The 17216-nt window shown below is 64.6% G+C and carries 20 protein-coding genes and 1 pseudogene; 12 read left to right on the top strand and 9 right to left on the bottom strand.

Going from position 1 to position 17216, the window contains the following annotated elements; all coding sequences use genetic code 11:
- Positions 1–58: 58 nt before the first annotated feature.
- Complete coding sequence (locus IEX24_RS17815) at positions 59–898, top strand: sugar phosphate isomerase/epimerase family protein (protein WP_372435818.1); 840 nt, start codon at positions 59–61, stop codon at positions 896–898.
- On the top strand, positions 895–2019 hold the full coding sequence (locus IEX24_RS17810; RefSeq protein ID WP_188680765.1) for a Gfo/Idh/MocA family protein: 1125 nt from the start codon (positions 895–897) through the stop codon (positions 2017–2019). The genes IEX24_RS17815 and IEX24_RS17810 overlap by 4 nt, the downstream gene beginning before the upstream one ends.
- A gap of 51 nt (positions 2020–2070) precedes the next feature.
- Here IEX24_RS17810 and IEX24_RS17805 read toward each other — a convergent pair whose 3' ends face one another.
- The 3 genes from IEX24_RS17805 to IEX24_RS17795 all read right to left on the bottom strand — a co-directional run bounded on the left by IEX24_RS17805 (position 2071) and on the right by IEX24_RS17795 (position 4204).
- Entirely contained in the window at positions 2071–2823 is a 753-nt protein-coding gene (locus IEX24_RS17805; RefSeq protein WP_188680762.1) for a hypothetical protein, read from the bottom strand.
- The gene (locus IEX24_RS17800; RefSeq protein WP_188680760.1) at positions 2799–3482 is read right to left on the bottom strand and encodes a helix-turn-helix domain-containing protein; all 684 of its coding nucleotides are present in this window, start codon (positions 3480–3482) and stop codon (positions 2799–2801) included. The genes IEX24_RS17805 and IEX24_RS17800 overlap by 25 nt, the downstream gene beginning before the upstream one ends.
- Before the next feature lie 200 nt (positions 3483–3682).
- Complete coding sequence (locus IEX24_RS17795; protein ID WP_188680759.1) at positions 3683–4204, bottom strand: GNAT family N-acetyltransferase; 522 nt, start codon at positions 4202–4204, stop codon at positions 3683–3685.
- A gap of 100 nt (positions 4205–4304) precedes the next feature.
- Between IEX24_RS17795 and IEX24_RS17790 the strand changes: the two genes are divergently transcribed.
- The gene (locus IEX24_RS17790; RefSeq protein WP_188680757.1) at positions 4305–4985 is read left to right on the top strand and encodes a hypothetical protein; all 681 of its coding nucleotides are present in this window, start codon (positions 4305–4307) and stop codon (positions 4983–4985) included.
- A gap of 3 nt (positions 4986–4988) precedes the next feature.
- On the opposite strand, the gene IEX24_RS17785 is transcribed toward IEX24_RS17790, so the two are convergent.
- A complete protein-coding gene (locus IEX24_RS17785) occupies positions 4989–5930 on the bottom strand; it encodes an NAD-dependent epimerase/dehydratase family protein (protein ID WP_188680755.1) in 942 nt (313 codons plus the stop codon).
- A 68-nt stretch (positions 5931–5998) separates the two neighbouring features.
- Between IEX24_RS17785 and IEX24_RS17780 the strand changes: the two genes are divergently transcribed.
- Positions 5999–6451: a MarR family winged helix-turn-helix transcriptional regulator gene (locus tag IEX24_RS17780; RefSeq protein WP_188680753.1), complete on the top strand. Its 453-nt coding sequence runs from the start codon at positions 5999–6001 to the stop codon at positions 6449–6451.
- 54 nt (positions 6452–6505) lie between these two features.
- Here the strand turns inward: IEX24_RS17780 and IEX24_RS17775 are convergent, their stop codons facing one another.
- On the bottom strand, positions 6506–7387 hold the full coding sequence (locus IEX24_RS17775) for an SDR family oxidoreductase (RefSeq protein WP_188680751.1): 882 nt from the start codon (positions 7385–7387) through the stop codon (positions 6506–6508).
- A gap of 82 nt (positions 7388–7469) precedes the next feature.
- Here IEX24_RS17775 and IEX24_RS17770 point away from each other — a divergent pair, with 82 nt between their 5' ends.
- The 3 genes from IEX24_RS17770 to IEX24_RS17760 all read left to right on the top strand — a co-directional run bounded on the left by IEX24_RS17770 (position 7470) and on the right by IEX24_RS17760 (position 9922).
- Entirely contained in the window at positions 7470–8048 is a 579-nt protein-coding gene (locus tag IEX24_RS17770) for a TetR/AcrR family transcriptional regulator (protein ID WP_188680749.1), read from the top strand.
- Between the two features lie 195 nt (positions 8049–8243).
- Positions 8244–8663, top strand: a complete 420-nt coding sequence (locus IEX24_RS17765) for a YciI family protein (protein ID WP_188680747.1) — start codon at positions 8244–8246, stop codon at positions 8661–8663.
- The gene (locus IEX24_RS17760; RefSeq protein WP_203586067.1) at positions 8660–9922 is read left to right on the top strand and encodes an RNA polymerase sigma factor; all 1263 of its coding nucleotides are present in this window, start codon (positions 8660–8662) and stop codon (positions 9920–9922) included. The genes IEX24_RS17765 and IEX24_RS17760 overlap by 4 nt, the downstream gene beginning before the upstream one ends.
- A 91-nt stretch (positions 9923–10013) precedes the next feature.
- Here the strand turns inward: IEX24_RS17760 and IEX24_RS17755 are convergent, their stop codons facing one another.
- Both IEX24_RS17755 and IEX24_RS17750 read right to left on the bottom strand, forming a co-directional pair.
- Positions 10014–11714 carry an ABC1 kinase family protein gene (locus IEX24_RS17755; RefSeq protein WP_188680993.1) on the bottom strand — a complete coding sequence of 567 codons (1701 nt, stop codon included), beginning with the start codon at positions 11712–11714 and terminating at the stop codon, positions 10014–10016.
- A gap of 29 nt (positions 11715–11743) precedes the next feature.
- Positions 11744–12325 carry a PadR family transcriptional regulator gene (locus IEX24_RS17750; RefSeq protein ID WP_188680745.1) on the bottom strand — a complete coding sequence of 194 codons (582 nt, stop codon included), beginning with the start codon at positions 12323–12325 and terminating at the stop codon, positions 11744–11746.
- Between the two features lie 183 nt (positions 12326–12508).
- Between IEX24_RS17750 and IEX24_RS17745 the strand changes: the two are divergent.
- The 5 genes and pseudogenes from IEX24_RS17745 to IEX24_RS17725 form a co-directional block, all read left to right on the top strand.
- Positions 12509–13198: pseudogene (locus tag IEX24_RS17745) on the top strand (MSMEG_4193 family putative phosphomutase); the annotation flags it as partial.
- 165 nt (positions 13199–13363) lie between these two features.
- Entirely contained in the window at positions 13364–13918 is a 555-nt protein-coding gene (locus IEX24_RS17740; protein WP_188680741.1) for a DUF3090 domain-containing protein, read from the top strand.
- Positions 13919–14094: 176 nt separating this feature from the next.
- Complete coding sequence (locus IEX24_RS17735; RefSeq protein ID WP_188680991.1) at positions 14095–14832, top strand: SCO1664 family protein; 738 nt, start codon at positions 14095–14097, stop codon at positions 14830–14832.
- Positions 14817–15656, top strand: a complete 840-nt coding sequence (locus IEX24_RS17730) for a putative RNA methyltransferase (protein ID WP_203586060.1) — start codon at positions 14817–14819, stop codon at positions 15654–15656. The genes IEX24_RS17735 and IEX24_RS17730 overlap by 16 nt, the downstream gene beginning before the upstream one ends.
- A gap of 24 nt (positions 15657–15680) precedes the next feature.
- Positions 15681–16031, top strand: coding sequence for an iron chaperone (locus IEX24_RS17725; RefSeq protein ID WP_188680739.1), 351 nt, complete (start codon positions 15681–15683; stop codon positions 16029–16031).
- Positions 16032–16147: 116 nt separating this feature from the next.
- On the opposite strand, the gene IEX24_RS17720 is transcribed toward IEX24_RS17725, so the two are convergent.
- Positions 16148–16549, bottom strand: coding sequence for an MmcQ/YjbR family DNA-binding protein (locus IEX24_RS17720; RefSeq protein ID WP_188680736.1), 402 nt, complete (start codon positions 16547–16549; stop codon positions 16148–16150).
- 47 nt (positions 16550–16596) lie between these two features.
- Entirely contained in the window at positions 16597–17208 is a 612-nt protein-coding gene (locus IEX24_RS17715) for a VOC family protein (RefSeq protein ID WP_188680734.1), read from the bottom strand.
- Positions 17209–17216 lie beyond the last annotated feature (8 nt).

Raw genomic sequence — 17216 nt, 5'->3', positions numbered from 1 at the left:
TTTGATCTACCTCCCGGGCATGCGATCGCTGCTCGCGTTCAATGAGGAGAAGATCATCATGGCTCGGCCTGAAGAATCACAGCCCCAAGCATCCGTTCAGCTGTACTCGCTAGCCAAGGAGTTCTCTGCCGATATGGCAGGTTCGCTCGACAAGCTCGCGGCGATCGGTCTGAAGAATGTCGAAGCGTTCGATTTCGTGCGTCGCCCGCAGGACATCCGCGATGCTCTGGATGCTGCCGGACTCTCGTCTCCCACCGGGCACGCGCCGCTTCTCTCTGACGAGCTGTGGACCCCAGACGGCGCGATTCCCACGCCGGCACCCGAGATCGTCTTCGAGGCTGCCGCCGCAATCGGAATGACCACGGTCATCGACCCTTTCGTCGCCCCGGAACGTTGGCTGAGCGTCGAAGGCGTCACCGACATCGCCGAGCGCCTGAACCGTCTCGCCGACCTCGCCGCCGGCTTCGGGCTGAGCGTCGGATACCACAACCATGCGCAGGAATTCCTCAGGAACTTCGACGGTCAGACCGCGTATGAGCGGTTCGTCGAACTCACCGACGAGCGCGTCGCCATCGAGCTCGACCTGTACTGGGCGTTGGTCGGCGCACAGGATGTCGTCGGCCTCGTCTCGCGACTGGGCGACCGGCTCGTCGCGGTGCACGTGAAAGACGGCATCGCTCCTGCGGTCAACCCCTTCGATCCGGATGCCGGCGAGTTCGGGTCTGCGAGCCCTGATCAGCGCCGTCCGGGTGAGGGCGACGTGCCACTCGCGGCCGCGCTGCGCGCAGGCACGGCCGTCGAGTACGCGGTCATCGAGTACGACAACGCTCCGGGAGATGTGTTCGAAGACATCGCCGCGAGCTACGCTTTTCTGACCGATGGTGGGTTCGTTCGATGAGCGCGGTCGGTATTGGAATCGTCGGCGTGGGGGTCATCAGCGACACCTATCTGCAGAACCTCTCTTCGTTCCCCGACGTCGAGGTTCTCATCCTTGGCGACCTCTTCGTCGAGCGCGCCCGCGAGCAGGCCGAGAAGTATGGTGTGCCGGCCTATGGATCCGCTGACGATGTCTTCGGGCATCCGGGTGTCGATCTCGTCATCAACCTGACCATCCCAGCCGCGCACGTCGAGGTGTCGCGCGCCGCGATTGCGGCAGGCAAGCACGTCTGGACAGAAAAGCCACTCGGCCTCGATCGCGACGGCGCGGCTCTCTTGTTGCGCGAGGCGGATGCTGCGGGGCTACGTGTCGGGTCTGCACCCGACACTCTTCTCGGGCCAGGGTTCCAGGCCGCGCGTCGAGCGATCGAAGAGGGCCGGATCGGCCGCCCGCTGTTCGCGCAGACCGTGTTTCAGACGCAGGGGCCCGATCTCTGGCATCCCAACCCCGCCTTTCTGTTCGCTCACGGGGCCGGGCCACTGCTCGACATGGGCCCGTACTATTTCTCCGCTCTGGTGAGCCTCTTCGGAGCGGTCGACCGTGTGTCGGCTTTCGGTACGAAGGCCAGCGAAGAGCGGCAGATCCACACCGGCGACAGAGCCGGCGAGACTTTCCCCGTGGAGGTGCCATCGACGATGCAGATCATCGCGGCGTTCGACTCGGGTGTGCAGTCGCAGAGCCTGCTCAGCTTCGACTCGGCGCTCGAGCGGCACGGCATCGTCGAAATCCACGGTACCGAAGGTTCGATCGTCATCCCCGACCCGAATCAGTTCGCGGGCCGGATCGCTGTCGTCGCACCGCTCGGCGTTCTTCGAGACGGCATGTCGGTCGAACAGTCGTGGATCGAGATCGAGCACGACCAGATCGAGGTCGGGCGCGGGCTCGGCGCTCTCGACATGGTGCGTGCGATCGCCGATGGGCGCCCGCACGTGGCCTCCGGGCGACTCGGGCTGCACGTGCTCGACGTGTTGCTGTCTGCCGCCGAATCAGCCTCCACCGGGGAGACGGTCAAGGTCCAGAGCACGGTCGAGCCCGTTCCCCTCCTTCCCGCCGGGTTCGACCCCTTCGCCTCAACACTCTGACGCGTTTTATAAACCTCCGGTTTTGTTTGAGCATATATCGACGCTTTCGCCCTAGAGTTGCGCCGCAATCGTAAGTCTTTGGACATTCTGTTGCCCGCGCAGCCTCTCATCGATGGAAAGTAAGCTCCACGCGCTCGCTTCCGCGTCGGAAAGCCGGCTAGCGATTCTGCGTAGCCGCCTTCGGTCGTTAACACTGAGACTTGTGACGTCGAGACTCCCGACTGCATCAATAGTGGCGAGCAATACGGCCGCATCCTCCAGATGCCTGCCTGGGTCGCGCTGATCGACGATATTCGCCGCACCTTTCGCAATCAGCGCTCCGAGTACATCCGGAGCATTGAGCTCGATGATTCCACTAGTCGATCTGACGACAAATGTATCTCGACGCCGAATCGCCTGCTCCCCAGCCTCCGCTGCGAAGGCTGGATGCATCATGAAGCGCGGCTTCATGTGCGAAGGCAAATGATCAGCCACCATGAGGTCGACCTGCTCGCTACTACGTTGAAAGCGATAGATAGGAGAATTCCTTTGATCGGGTATTCGCGGTTCGAACCCAATACTTCGGAGGGATGCGCCGATCCCCGAAAAACTCGTCGCAGGCGATGCCACGTTTACAATGACATCGACGTCTTTCGTAGCCCTCGGGGGCGCAACACCGGCGCGATAGGCATGAAGCTGAACCATCAGACCGCCGACCAAAACCCAATCGGCAATATCAGTAGCGCGAACAATCTCGAAAACCGTGCTCCACGGGGGCAGGAGTTCGTCGTCGCTGATATCTACGAAGTGTGATTGGCCAGCCACTGCTTCCTCACGTCTTCCAGAACTCTCAGGCCGGCGGAACGTTCCCGCGTAGCCAAACTTCTGGTGAGGTCAGCTGCGACGACCGCAACGGGAGCGAAGCGATCATCAAATTTCACATCGTCGGGATGCTCGTAGATGGTCACGTCTCCCCTGGCATCGGGAACAAGCAGATGTTTAAGTGCGAAGTCGTTGAGCGTACCCTGGCGAAGGTAGCCTTCTAGAGCACGCCGCTGCGGAGCCAAATTTCCATCGATCGTCTCGGCGGCACTTCGACCGGTCAAGACAAGATCTGACCATGTCGTTTCGAGCGAATCCGCAGCGAACCGATGCACCTTCATTCGCGATGCGACTTTCATTGCAAGCTGCTCCATCGATCCTGTTCGTAGTCGGTTTCGCAGGCGTGATCTTGTTCGCGACGAGACCGCGGGCCCGGGGAAGCCGGAAAGCTCTGCCAAGATCGCCCACGAGGTTGCATGCGACCATTGCCTACCCAAGCCGGCATCAAGATGTGAATATGCGGCCAGGGAGCTGTCGTCGATGAGCCACGTGCCGTCAATCAGCTGATGGCCGCCAAGTTTTCCGGCGCGAAGCATCTGTGTGACACGCTGCTGAGAAACACCCAGCCGCACGGCCACTTCAGAAGTCATCAAGTCGTTCATGCCTTATAACTTTCTACCTCGAAAGTATTATGGCACGGATGATGTAGGGCGTGAAAAACTACGAGTCGCGAGCATCCCCTCGTGTCGCGACGTGGATGATCGCGGCGGAGGCTTCGACCGGGTCACCGAGTTGGGTTCCCGGCATCAACGATCACCCTCGCGTCAGGCGATGAACCTCCTAACCCCGCTCAAGAGCGGCCTCACAGGGGCTCTTCCACCCTGTATTTGAATCCGACGTGAGATGCCGCGAACCCGAGTCGTTCGTAGAACCGATGTGCGTCGGTTCGAGCGGCGTCAGATGTCAGCTGCACCAATCCAGCGCCCAGCTCGGGGGCTGCGGACTCAGTGACCCAACGCATCATTGATGCGCCGACACCGCGTGACCGTTGGGAACTGAGCACCCGAACCGCCTCGACGAGGAGCCGGGTCGAACCGCGGCGAGCCATGCCAGGAATCACTGTGAGTTGCATCGTTCCGACCACCGTGTCTGCCTGATCGACGACAACGAGCAGGGCGTTAGCGGGGTCTGAGACAATTCGTTGCAGAGCGGTGGCGTAAAGAGGCCGATCATCCGCTGAGGCTATGTCACCCCGGCCAGCGCTGATGGGGTCGTCTGACAACAGGCTGATGAGAGCTTCAAGGTCGGTCGTGGTCGCATCTCGCAGCAGAAATGAGCCCGAGCGTGCGGCGAGCGCAGTTGGCAGGTCGAGTTGTCGAATCATCCCTCCAGTCTGACGCAACACGGTTCTTCGTCATTCCTAGCCAACAGAGCGAAAGCTAGGGTTTACTTATTGAACGCAAGCGGTCTACACAAGGGTGACCATGATGCATGAGATCAACGAAGGCTACAGCGCCCGGCGAGTGCTTTACGGTCTCATCGCGCTAGGCCTGTTAGTATCCGCGCTCTCGATTGTTGCCGTTGTCTGGCAGTCAGCAGCGGCGCAAACCGTGACGTTCACGTGCGGCGACCTTGGCTGCCAGGCATCAGATCCGGCACTCTATTTTCTGACTACTGCAGCCTTGCTCTTCGCCCCGACACTGCTTGCTGCCGGTGCAGCATCGGCGGTGATCTCCTTCGCCATGACACGCCTGTTAATCAGCACACGGCTCGATCTGAAACCCACAAACTCCAAACGAATGCGACGCCGATGGCGCTCTCTGCCCGAGTTGGTCGTGTGGGCTCCCGGGATCATTCTCACGGCGATATCCGCGATCTCGATGCTCTACATCTCCCAGGCTTCGATGTCACCGGGCTCGCTCTGTGAGGGAGCCAGTTGTTCAGGCGAATATGCTCTCACTCAATTCCTGCACAGCTTCGCGCCGGCTGGCCTGCTGATCGGCATCGTCTGCCTCCTGGTCGCAGCCCTGAGGCGAGCGCTTCCCCATCCTGACGCTGCTCTCGGCGCGCCCCAGGTCGAACTCACCCTCGTCAAAGCGACTGACCCGAAAGCGTTCATGCGCCCGACTGACAACGCCAATTCGGGGCAGGATGATCGGAGCTAGCGACTACCGCATGTTTCCGGCTCGAAGCCAGGCGATGTAGTCGGCCGCGGCGCGTTGGGTGTCGTACTCGGGCTGGTAGCCGGTGTCGTCGTGGATGCGGGTGATGTCGAGGTAGTTGTGCGGCCGTCGGCTGCCTGCGGGCAGTTCGATCTCGGAGTCGGGGTTGATGGTCTTGATCGCTGCGATGATGTCGGCGTTCGTGGTGGCACGGCCCGAGGCGACGTTGTAGGTGCGGTGGTTGAGGCGTTCGGTGAGTTGTATCAGTGCAATCGCGCGCCCAGTGTCTTTGACGTAGGTGAGGTCGAGGGCGTCGTCTGAGTTCACGGGCACGAGGATGCCGGAGAAGTCAGGGGCGGTGCGTGCCGCGGCGGCGTGAATCAATGCCGGGGCGGCGAAGAAGGGGTCTTCGTGGCCGAGTGGCCCCCACGTGCCCGAGATGCGCAGATTGATGATGTCTACGCCGCTCGTCTCGGCGAGCTGTTCGCCGAGCAGTTCGTTGATTTTCTTATAGCGCGGGATGGGGTGCGGAGCCGAGAGCATCACGGGGGTGTCTTCGCGCAGAGCCCCTTCGATGCGCAAGCCGCCGTAGACGCCGATCGTGCTCGCGATTCCGACTCGTTTCACCTCCCATTCCTGGGCGACCTGCACGATGTTGAAAAGACCCGCGAGAGCTTTTTGGGCGCTTTCGACGGCAGGCCCGGGTGACGCCGCCAGGTCGTAGCCAGCGAGGTGCACGATGCCGGTGATGGTGTGGCGTGAGCCGATCTCGCGCAGGGAATCGAGGTTGGAGACGTCGCCACGCTCTGCAACGACGGGCAGATCGGCCAGGTGCGGCGGCACCTCGCCAGAGCGGCGTTGCACGATGAGCGCCTGTTCGCCGAGATTGTGGAGGGCGCGCACGGTGTGCGAGCCGATGAATCCAGATCCGCCTGTGACGAGAATCATGAAAAGCCCTTTCTGTGTGTGCTGATGATCAGCATCACTGACGATCAGCGTACAGCTAGACTAGGCGAATGTCGAACAGTTTGGGTCTGGGCCGCGAGGTCACCGGGTCTTTGGGCTATCTGCTCAAACATGCCCACCTAGAACTCGACGCCCTGATGACTCGGGCGCTCGAACCGTTGGGAGTCGACCCCCGATCTCTGGGCGTGTTGCGGGTGCTCGCGAGCCGCGAGCCGACCTCGCAGCAGGAGGTCGCACAGCTCTTGAGCGTCGACCGAACAACCATGGTCGCTCTCATCGATTCCCTCGAGAGACAAGGCATCGTATCTCGCACCCCCCTGCCTGGCGATCGTCGCCGAAACGTCGTAGAGCTGACCACCGCTGGGTTAGACGTCTTCGCCCGCGCAGAAGCCGCATCCCACGCCGTCGAGCACGAGTTCGTCGCCCCCCTTGCCGGGCGTGACGCCACCGTTCTCCGCGAAGCACTCCACACCATCGTCACCACAGACCACCCCGACGCATAGCTCGAGTCCACCCCGACGCGTGGGTCGCGAAGGGGCTTCTGGGCAGGTCAGGCCTCAGCCGGGGTAGTTGCCGGCCCTGAGATCGTCGATCAGCGCGGGGTGGGTGGGCTCCCAGCCGTAGGTTTCACGGGTCCACTCGCTTGTCGCGGGCTGATCGATGGCGAAGATGATGCCCAGTGGGCCGAACACTTCTGCAGGCACTTGCTGCACGGGCACATCGAGTTGCTCGCCGATGATCGTGGCGAGCTCGAGCATGGTGTCGCCCTCGCTGCCGACGGCGTTCACCGAGGTACCAGGTTCGCCCTTCTCGATCATCAACCGAAACAGCGACGCGGCATCGCGACGGTGAACGGCAGGCCAGCGCTGGCTGCCATCGCCCACGTACGCCGAGACACCCGACTGACGGGCGGCGTTGATCAGGATGCCCGCGAAGCCGTAAGCGACGTATCGCTCGTGTACTGACCGGGGCATCCGCACAGCAGTCGTGCGCACACCCTGCGAGGAGAGATTGAGAATGCGCTGGGCGTTGATGCCGCGGCCGCCGACGGGGCCTTCGGTCGATTGTGGGTCATGCTCCGTAGCGGGTCGACCCTGGGCGAAGGTCGTACCCGACACGATGGAGAACGGCTTGTTCGTGCCGATGAGAGCGGCACCGATGGTGTCCATCGCGAGACCTTCTTCTGCGATGCTGCGTTCGAGGTCGGTGAAGTCGTTGCTGAACGCGAGATGAATCGTGCCATCCGTTTCTTTCGCTGCCGACGTCAGAACATCGAGGTCGCCGAGGCCACCCCGCACGGCCGTGCCGCCCGCGGCTTCGACCTTGCCCGCAGATGAGTCAGATCGCGCGAGGCCGAGTACCTCATGCCCGTGGGCGACGAGATCTTCGACGACGACCGATCCGATTCCGCCAGATGCTCCAGTGATGAAGACGCGCATGAGAGACTCCTTAGTGATGCGACTGTTATCCCATCATGCTATCACGGTGATGAGACTATGGTCGCATCGATATGATTGACTCATGTCTCGATGGGAACCCGACGCGCGCGAGCGCTTCGTTGCCGCTGCCCTCGAACTCTTCACCGATCAGGGCTACGACGACACCACGGTCGCCCAAATCGCAGAGCGGGCCGGGCTCACAAAGAGCACCTTCTTTCGGCACTTCAGCGACAAGCGTGAAGTGCTCGCGGCCGGCCAAGAGACCCTCTCACGGCTTTTTGCCGAGGGAATCTCCAGCGCGCCGGCAGACGCAAGCCCGCTGGCGGCGGTGGCAGCGGGCCTGGCGAACGCGGCATCCGCTATGACACCGTTCAACCGCGAACTAGCCCCTCGCCTCGAGGCCGTCATCGCCACGAGCAGCGAACTGCAAGAGCGGGCCGCCCTCAAGCAGGTGGGAATGGCGCTCGCCATGGCCGACGCCCTCCGCAGTCGCGGAGTCACCGACCAGGTCGCCTCGACCGCTGCCGAGCTCGGCGTGCTGGCCTTCAAGGGCGCGTTCGCCGAATGGATCGCCGACGGCCCCGACGGTACGGCCGATCTCGCAGCTCTCCTCCGAGACGCGCTCGATCGCCTGCGTTCGGCGGTCGCCCAGCTGGGCTGACCACTCCCCCGACTCCGAGCGACGTCGAGCATCCCGACCCCCGGCGGTTCTGAGATCAAGCGATTCCGAGCCGACGCTGACGAACCCGCGCATGAGTTTTCGAGAAAAAGTGCGCCGCATGTCGATTCGGCCTCGCGCTGTTCGACCTCAGGGTGAGAAGGTCGAACAGCGACCTTTCTGAACCTGGGAGTAACGATGGCTAAGTACATGCTGATCATGCGAGCGACCGACGAGTCGTTCGCAAATTTCGCGAAAGTCGACTTCAGCGAGATTCTCGACGCGATGGGCGCATTCAACGACGAACTGATTCAAGCCGGGGTTCTTTTGGCCGCCGAAGGTCTCGACGACGCCAACAACGGAGTCGTCGTCGACTTCACGGGCGAGACGCCCGTCGTCACCGACGGGCCGTACGGTGAGACGAAAGAGCTGTTCAACGGCTATTACATTCTCGACGTCTCCTCCATACAGGAGGCCGTCGAGTGGGCGAAGCGCGCACCGATGACGGCGGGGAGCAAGACCGAGATTCGCCGAGTGCCGTCGATCGACGAATTTCCGCAAGACAACGAGTGGATCAAGAAAGAGCGCGTCTGGCGCGAACAGACCGGGCAGCTCTGAGCACATCAGAGGCCCGGCGAGCGGTCGAAGCGGTCTGGCGCATCGACTCCGCCCGCATCGTCGGCGCCCTGACGCGCTACACCGGTGACTTCTCGCTGGCCGAAGACCTCGCCCAGGAGGCGCTCGCTGAGGCTCTCGTCTCGTGGTCGGTCAACGGTCTGCCGGCCGAACCCACGGGCTGGCTGCTCACGGCGGGTCGCCGCCGTGCCATCGACGCATTCCGGCGGCGAGCCGCCCGCGATGAGCGGTACAGCCTGCTCGCTCGTGATCTCGACGACGCGCTACCGGGGGTGGATGCCCTGTTCAACCCCGATGCCATCGACGACGACGTGCTGGCGCTGATGTTCATCTCGTGCCACCCCGTTCTCTCTAGAGAGTCACGAATCGCCCTCACGCTGAAGGTCGTCGGCGGACTCACCACTGACCAGATCGCCAAGGCCTTCTTCGTACCGGTGCCCACGATTCAGGCCCGAATCACGCGCGCGAAAAAGGCTCTCGCCGCCGCCGAAGTGCGGTTCGCGGTGCCAGAAGGGCAGGAGCTCGCCGAACGACTCGGCTCTGTGCTGCAGGTCGTCTACCTCATCTTCACCGAAGGCTCCTACGCATCGACCGGCGACGAGTGGATGCGCCGAGACCTGGCGAGCGAAGCCCTCAGACTGGCCCGCATACTCTCGAGGCTCGAGCCAGAACCCGAGGTCTTCGGGCTAGTAGCGCTCATGGAGCTCACCGCGGCCCGTTTCCCGGCCAGACTCGATGCGCACAACGTGCCCGTACTGCTCGAGCACCAAGACCGGCGCCTCTGGGATCAGTCGGCGATTCGCCGTGGGCGCGCGGCGCTCGCCCACGCAACAGCGGCCGGCGCCCAACGTGGCCTCGGCGCGTACTCGCTGCAAGCGTCGATAGCCGAGTGCCATGCCGTCGCCCGCTCGGTGGCCGAAACGGATTGGCCGCGCATTGTCGTGCTCTACGAGGCCCTGTGCACGCTGACCCCGTCTCCCGTCGTCGAACTCGCCCGCGCAGTGGCTGTCGCAATGGCAAGCGGCCCGGCAGACGGCCTCGTACTGGTCGAAGCGATCGCCGCGAGCGGCGCGTTGGCCGGCTCGCAAATGCTGCCCGCGATTCGCGGCGAACTGCTGAGCAGACTGGGGCGACGCGATGAGGCTCGCGCCGCGTTTCGGAACGCGATCGACCTGTGCGGCAATGACGTCGAACGGGCAGACCTCGAACGCAAGCTCGAGGTGGTCAGCCGGCCCGAGTAGCGCCTGCCGGGCATCCGGCAGCGGAGTTCAAGTGCCGGGGATGCGCGCGGTGGTCGGCCGGCCGAAAAGCTCGCACCGAGCCATGCAGCCCTCAGCGACCGCGGCGACCCGCGAGCAGCGCCTGCAGCAGCGGAAGAACCGAGGCGACCATCAGCACCGTGCCGAAGACCACGTCGTTCGCGTGAACGATTGCTCCGGCGATGATCAGCGCGCCGAACAACAGCGCCGAGATGAGCCGGCGCGCCGTGCGCTCGAGCCGCGCCAGCCTGCGCTCGAGGGTCGGCGCCGCAACCGCCACCGTGCCGTTCTCCACCCGAGTGATGAGCGAGTCGAGCCGATTCGGCAGCCGCACCATGACTCCGGCCGTCGCGAGGGCCTGCCGGGCGAGGTCTTGCACCACGTTGCCGCCCTCGTCACGCACGAGTTGCGCGGCGTAGGGCTCCACCGAATCCCACAGGTTGAACGCCGGGTCGAGTGCGGTGCACACGCCCGAGGTGAGCGACATCGCCCGGATGATCAGCAAGAAGTTCTCGGGCAGCTGAACCGGCAACGACCTCACCACATCGCCGAACTGCTGACCGAACTCGCGAAACTCGCGCGGGTCGACATCGCGAAGCTCGGCGAAACCCATGCCGCCGAAACGAGCGAACAGCTGCGTCATGGCTTGCTCGAGCTGGGTGGTATCGGCCGAAGGCAGCAGCACGCCCACGTCGCGAATGGCATCGACGAGGCCCTTGCCATCACGCGAGGCGGCCGCGATCAGCAGTTTACGAAGGCCCGTTCGCGTGTTCGCCGGAACCTGGCCCATCATGCCGAAGTCGATGAACGTGAGCTTCCACGCACGCCCATCGACCGGCTCGGCGAGCGGGGTGACGAAAATGTTGCCCGGGTGCGGGTCAGCGTGAAAGAAGCCGTTCGTGAAGAGCTGGTCGAACATGACCGCCGCGAACACCGGGGCGACCTCTGCCGGGTTGATGCCGGCCGCCAGCAGGCCTTCGCGGTCGCTGATCTTGATGGCGGTCACATCTTCGAGCGTGAGCACGCGGCGGGTCGTTCGCTCCCAGACCACGGCCGGCACGTTCACCCGCGCGTCGTCAGCAAAATCGGCGGCGAACCGTTCTGAACTCGCGGCCTCATGCAGGTAGTCGACCTCTTCGAGGCTCGTCTGAGCGAACTCTTCGACGAGGGCGGGCATGTCGACGCGGTCAGAGACCAGCCGCACGTGGCTGAGCCACCCGCCGACCCGGCGCAGGGCTGCGAGGTCGACCTCGATGATGGCCTCGATTCCGGGCCGCTGCACCTTCAGCACAACGCCGTCGAGCCCGGTGTCAGCCGCATCGAGCGGTGCGAGCTTGGCCCGGTGGGCTTGGCCAAGGGATGCTGCGGCCACCGGCACCTCGTCGACGAACGCGAATGCGCGCTCGAGTTGCACACCGAGTTCGTGCTCGGCCAGGGCACGAATCGCCTCGAAGGCAACGGGCGGAACCTCGTCTTGCAGCCCTTCGAGTTCGCTGGTGATCTCGGGCGGCAGCACGTCGAGCCGCGACGACATGAACTGCCCGACTTTGATCATCAGCCCACCGAGGTCGACGGCGAGCACGTGAAAACGCTTCGCAAAGCGTGTCATGCGCTTCGCACGCGACCGTTCGGCGAGCCTCGCCAAGCCGATTCGCGGCAGCAAGAGCTCGTACCACCACGTAACGGCGAGGTTCCAGCCGGCGAACCGCAGAATGCGGCGGCGCCGGGCGCGAACTGCTCGCGTACTCGGCGCCGACCCCGACTGACCTTTCACCTGACCCTGTTCGGGCGACGGCACCCCCGTCAGTCCTGGGCGAGAATCAAGTAGATTCGGCGACGAGCGTCGTCGAGCACCGTGATGGCTTCTTGAACCTGCTCCGGTGAGCCAGAGCGACCCACACGAGCGGTCGCTTGGGCGAGTTCAATGCCGGCCTTCGGCAGCCCGCTGAATCGCGAACCTTCCGGCGATTCGGCAGAGTCCCACGGCGCAGCGCCCTCAGTCTCGGCCACGCGCTCGCGACCGGCTTCGGTCAGCGCGTAGGTCTTACGTCCGTTCGACTCCGAGGCCTCGATGAGCCCTTCGTCGGCAAGCAGTTGCAGGGTCGGGTAGACCGATCCGGCGCTCGGCTTCCAGGTGCCGCCGCTTCGCTCTTCGATCTCGCGGATGATCTGGTAGCCGTGCATCGGCTGCTCCGCGAGCAGTGCAAGCACGGCGGCGGGTACGTCACCCTTACCGACGCGAGTGCCTTCTCGTTTGCCGAAATTGGCGCCGAAGTTCGAGCCGAAATTCGCTCCCAGCGTCGAGCGCAATTGCTCCACCGCCTGCCAAATTCCGTCGGTGTGGTTGCCTCTGCCGAATCCGCCTGAGGAATATGAATCGCTCATGATGACCTCCCATTTGCGTGTGTTGTACCTCGTGAACGATAGTCAACGACACCCGCGAACGATAGTCAACGATATACAGCGAACGCAAAGAATTTGGGCCCGGGCGACGGATGCCTCGGCAGAAGCACCCCGCGCGAGGCCGCCGCTGAACCGAGCACCCGTCGACGCGCCTAGGCTCGAGGCATGGCCACAGTAATTCTGGTGCGGCATGGCCGCACCACCGCGAACGCGAGTGGAGTTCTCGCCGGCCGCACGGCCGGCATCAGGCTCGACGAGACAGGGCGCAAGCAGGCTCAACGCACGGCCGAACGCCTTGCTGTTGTGCCGCTGGTCGCCGTGGTGTCGAGCCCGCTCGAGCGGTGCAGGCAGACCTCGCGTTTCATTCTCGATCTGCAGAGCGGTGCGCCCGCGACGCCCATCGAGAAGGGCATCACCGAGTGCGACTACGGCGAATGGCAGGGCAGAAAGCTCAGCGAACTCTCGAAAGAGAAGCTGTGGTCAGTGGTTCAGGGCCAGCCTTCGGCCGCCGTCTTCCCTGGCGGGGAGTCGCTGGCCGCGATGCAAGCCCGCGCGGTGTCAGCCATTCGACGGTTCGACGCTCAGGTCGAGGCCGAGCATGGGCCGACGGCGGTGTGGGCTGCGGTGAGTCACGGCGACATCATCAAGTCGATTGTGGCCGATGCGCTGGGAATGCACCTCGACCTGTTTCAGCGCATCAACGTCGGCCCGGCATCCATCTCGATCGTGCGTTACGGAGCCAGTCGCCCCGAGGTCATCGCCACGAACACCGATTCGGGCGACCTCTCGTGGCTGCGAGCACCGAGCGCAGAGACGGCTGCGGATGTCGGGGGCGGAGCCGGGCATCCGGAGCCTGACGACAGTGGGCCCGCCGACAGTGGGGCCGACGACCATGGGCCCACCGACCATGGGCCCGCCGACCATGGGCCTGCCGACCATGCGCCTGCCGAGACGGAGCCCACCGACGTCGCATCTGCCGACACAGCGCCGACCGACTCGGCACGCGCCTAAAATATTCTTATGCCCACCATCGTTCATGAGTTCGCGTGGCCCGACCGCGTTGTTGTCGGCACCATTGGCGAGCCTGGTTCCCGCACGTTCTACTTGCAGGTTCGAAACGGTGCTCAGCTCGTGAGCGTGGCCCTCGAAAAAGAGCAGTCGGCGTTGCTCGCCGAGAAGATCGATGAGATTCTCGACGAACTGATGGCCGCCGAGGGCAACCCCTTCAGCATTCCGGAGTTGACGCCGGTTGAGCTGGTCGACAACGATCCCCTCGAGCCGGTCGACGAGCAGTTTCGAACGGGCACCATGAGTTTGGGGTGGGATCCGTCGACCCTCCAGATCGTCATCGAGGCGTTTCCGTTCGTCGACACCGACGAGGAGCCCGGGTTCGATGGCGCCGCCGAGTACGAGCCCGAAGAGATGCTGCTCGTGCGTGCTCCCGTCGGCACGGCTCGTGCGTTCGCAAAGCGCACCCGCGAGATCGTGGGTGCCGGCCGGCCCCTCTGCCCGCTGTGCGGAGCACCCATCGATCTCGAGGGGCATGTCTGCGCCGTGCCCGACGACATCCGGTGACAACCCCGGCCGGCGCGGGCCGTGACGCTGGCGACTCTTCTGCGGCGAGCACAGCCGGCGCAGGCGGTGACGCTGGTGACTCTTCTGCGGCGAGCGCAGCCGGCACCGGCACCGGCACCGGCGGCGGGGCGAACGGCGAGCGCGGCAGCTACCACCGTGCCGCTGGGCGCACCGACATCGAGCTGATCGGCCAGATCGACACCGCATCGAACGCGGCCTACGTGGGCACCATCGACGGCACCGCCGTCATCTACAAGCCCATCGCCGGCGAGCGCCCGCTCTGGGATTTTCCCGACGGCACCCTCGCCGAGCGCGAAGTGGCGGCGTATCTGGTCTCGCAATCGTTCGGCTGGAACATCGTGCCCCGCACCTGGCTCGGCGAGGGCCCGGCCGGCCTCGGCATGCTTCAGCTCTGGCAAGAGGTCGACACCGAGCAGCAACCGGTCGACCTGGTGGCGGCCGACGAGGTGCCGAGTGAGGGGTGGCGACACGTGTTCGACGGTACCGACGAGCACGATCATCCGGTCGCCCTCATTCACGAAGACTCAGGTCAGCTGCGCAGAATGACCGTGTACGACATCGTGGTCAACAATGCCGATCGCAAGGGGGGCCACATTCTGCCGCTGCCCGACGGTCACCGGCACGGCATCGACCACGGCCTCACCTTTCACAGCGAACACAAACTGCGAACCGTTCTTTGGGGTTTCGTGGGCGACGAACTCACCACAGACGAGCTCGAGGGCGTCGAGCGCGTTCGAACCGATCTCGATGGCAGGCTTGGGGCGACCCTTGCCGACCTGATCACGACCGACGAGATCGTGGCGCTGACCAAGCGATGCGAACGTCTGCTCAGCCGTGCGAGGTTTCCCGCGCCGCGCGGCCAGATGCCGGCGGTGCCGTGGCCGATCTTCTAACCGGCCGCACCCTGCAGGTGCTCGCCTGCCCGCTCTGCGGCAAACCGTTCGACCGGGTCGGCAGTTCGCTTCGGTGCGCGGATGCTCACTCCTTCGACATCTCGCGTCACGGCTATGCGTCGCTCACCACCGGCGGCGGGCCGCATTTTCGGGGTGACAGTGCCGAGATGGTGGCCGCGCGCGGCGCCCATCTCGCAGCCGCACACTACGCACCCATCGCCGACGCCATCGCGGGCCTGGCTCCGGCCGCCGGCTGGCTCGTCGAACTCGCGGGCGGTACGGGGTATTACGCGGCGAGCGTGCTCGACGCCGCGCCAAGCCTCCACGGGGTGAGCATCGACGTGTCGAAAGCCGCAGCGCGGGTCGCTGCCCGCGCGCACGACCGGCTGGCCTCGGTCACGGCAGATGTGCGGGCGACGTTACCCATCGCATCCGGCAGCACGAGCATGGTGCTGAGCGTTTTCGGCCCCCGGGGCGCCGCCGAAATCGTTCGAATTCTCGAGCCGGGCGGTTCGCTCGTGGTGGTCACACCGCTCGAATCACACCTGGTGGAGCTTCGCGAACGCTTTTCGCTGCTGAACATCGGCTCCGACAAAGAGGCACGGTTGCGCGAGTCGCTGGCCCCGCTCGAACTGGCCGGCAGCACAGAACTCGAGTACATGATCGATCTCGATCGCCGCGACGTGGCAGATGTCATCATGATGGGCCCGAACGCTTTTCACAACGACCGCAGCAGCATCGAGGCACGCGCTGCGACGGCGATGCCCGAGGTGCTGCCCGTCACGGTCGCCGTCACCGTGAGCCGGTTTCACTCCCCGCGCTGAGGCCCGGCGGCGCATAATCGAGTCATGGCGAACGAGGTGACCGACTACATCAATGAGCAACCCGAGCCCGAGCGAAGCCGCATTGCCGCGCTCTACGCGCACGCTCGTGACGTGGTTGCCGAAGCGACTGAAGGCGTGAGCTACGGGATGCCCGCACTGCTCTACAAGGGCAAAGGGCTCGTTGCGGTAATGAACACCAAGAAGCACATCGGAATCTACCCCTTCGGCGGCCTCGCCGAATTGGCAGACGACGTCACCGCGGCCGGCCTCGAGAGCACCACGGGATCGATTCATCTGGGCGACGGGCAAAGCCTGCCACCCGAGTTGTTCGACCGCTTTCTGCTGCGTCGCAAAGCCCGCCTCGACGAGCGGTAGTGCTAGCCGCACCTCAGCCGTCGCGGTCAGCGCGGCCGTCGCGGTCAACGTGGGCCTCGTCGCCGGCGCGATCGTCGTGGCCGGCGCGATCGTTTCGATCAGCGCGGTCGTTGCGGTCAGCGCGCCGCAGGGTCGAGTGGCCGCTTGGCACGCGGCAGTAGCGACACGACGATGTCGTACGAGTTGCCGATGAGGTCTTCGACGAGCGTCTGCGTCACGTCGTCTCCGGCCACGATCGAGATCCAGTGCTGCTTGTTCATGTGGTAGCCGGGTATCACGCTCGGCTGGGCGCCCACGAGTGAGAGGGCGTGGGGCGGCGCGCACTTCAGCGTCACCCGCGCGCCACCAGCCCTGGTGTTCTCGGCCGCCGCGTCGACCGGCGAGGTGTTGACGATGGCGAACACCTTGCCCACCACCTTGAACACCTCGGTGTCGTCGCCGAAGGGCTGACTCTGAACCACAGCAGGAAACGCGGCCGCAGTGCGCAGGGCGAGGCTCGACAGCGCAGCGGCATCCATCACTCAAGCATGCACCGCCAGCGGCCGTATGCCCAGCCGTGTCGGCGTCAGACGGCCTGCCAGGCAAAACCGTCGGGGTCGACGAAGGGGCCGGCGGCGCTGTTGACGGCGAGACGGTGCGAACCGCTGCCGTCGGCAGTCACTCCCGCGTCTTTCGCGAGCGCGCGATGCCCGTACAGCCCGAAGCCGATGGGGCTCGACGGAGTCGCGAACTGCACGTAGGTGCGGCCGTAGCTCTTCGCCACCTCGACTCCATGCTCCACGTAGAACTTCTTGCTCGCGCCCACGTCGTTCGCGCCGATCAGCAGCACGATTTCGTCGATCTCACGGGTGGCGGGGCCGGAGTCTTTCTTCTTCGACGTCGCCACCTTCCAGATGGTTCCGTCTGGCGCCTGAACGACTCCCCCGAACCCCCAGAGCGATTTCGCGGCCGGCTTCAGTGTGGTGGCGCCGGCGGCGAGCGCCGAGTCGATGAAGGCGCTGGCGGTCGCCGGCTGAGCGACGGTGATCGAGAGCGTGAAGCCGCGAAAACCGGTCGATGGCTCGGCCGACCCCCGCAGAACGAGCTGGGAGGTCAGCCCGAAGGCCTGGTCGTAGAACTGTTCGGCAGCGGCCGGGTCGGCCACGTCGATGGTTACTGATTCGATTGTTGTTGTCATGTCGCCCA

It is taken from the genome of Subtercola lobariae (genome assembly GCF_014640255.1).
Taxonomy (GTDB): Bacteria; Actinomycetota; Actinomycetes; order Actinomycetales; family Microbacteriaceae; genus Subtercola; species Subtercola lobariae.
This window is presented reverse-complemented; position numbering and strand designations above follow the sequence as displayed.

What these genes read in the sequence shown, in the direction of transcription:
- IEX24_RS17720 (WP_188680736.1), bottom strand. Translation starts at nt 16,549, where the DNA reads ATGGATGCCGCTGCGCTGTCGAGCCTCGCCCTGCGCACTGCGGCCGCG.
- IEX24_RS17785 (WP_188680755.1), bottom strand. Translation starts at nt 5,930, where the DNA reads ATGATTCTCGTCACAGGCGGATCTGGATTCATCGGCTCGCACACCGTG.
- IEX24_RS17795 (WP_188680759.1), bottom strand. Translation starts at nt 4,204, where the DNA reads ATGATTCGACAACTCGACCTGCCAACTGCGCTCGCCGCACGCTCGGGC.
- IEX24_RS17790 (WP_188680757.1), top strand. Translation starts at nt 4,305, where the DNA reads ATGATGCATGAGATCAACGAAGGCTACAGCGCCCGGCGAGTGCTTTAC.
- IEX24_RS17715 (WP_188680734.1), bottom strand. Translation starts at nt 17,208, where the DNA reads ATGACAACAACAATCGAATCAGTAACCATCGACGTGGCCGACCCGGCC.
- IEX24_RS17770 (WP_188680749.1), top strand. Translation starts at nt 7,470, where the DNA reads ATGTCTCGATGGGAACCCGACGCGCGCGAGCGCTTCGTTGCCGCTGCC.
- IEX24_RS17725 (WP_188680739.1), top strand. Translation starts at nt 15,681, where the DNA reads ATGGCGAACGAGGTGACCGACTACATCAATGAGCAACCCGAGCCCGAG.
- IEX24_RS17765 (WP_188680747.1), top strand. Translation starts at nt 8,244, where the DNA reads ATGGCTAAGTACATGCTGATCATGCGAGCGACCGACGAGTCGTTCGCA.
- IEX24_RS17810 (WP_188680765.1), top strand. Translation starts at nt 895, where the DNA reads ATGAGCGCGGTCGGTATTGGAATCGTCGGCGTGGGGGTCATCAGCGAC.
- IEX24_RS17775 (WP_188680751.1), bottom strand. Translation starts at nt 7,387, where the DNA reads ATGCGCGTCTTCATCACTGGAGCATCTGGCGGAATCGGATCGGTCGTC.
- IEX24_RS17750 (WP_188680745.1), bottom strand. Translation starts at nt 12,325, where the DNA reads ATGAGCGATTCATATTCCTCAGGCGGATTCGGCAGAGGCAACCACACC.
- IEX24_RS17815 (WP_372435818.1), top strand. Translation starts at nt 59, where the DNA reads ATGGCTCGGCCTGAAGAATCACAGCCCCAAGCATCCGTTCAGCTGTAC.
- IEX24_RS17800 (WP_188680760.1), bottom strand. Translation starts at nt 3,482, where the DNA reads ATGAACGACTTGATGACTTCTGAAGTGGCCGTGCGGCTGGGTGTTTCT.
- IEX24_RS17740 (WP_188680741.1), top strand. Translation starts at nt 13,364, where the DNA reads ATGCCCACCATCGTTCATGAGTTCGCGTGGCCCGACCGCGTTGTTGTC.
- IEX24_RS17780 (WP_188680753.1), top strand. Translation starts at nt 5,999, where the DNA reads ATGTCGAACAGTTTGGGTCTGGGCCGCGAGGTCACCGGGTCTTTGGGC.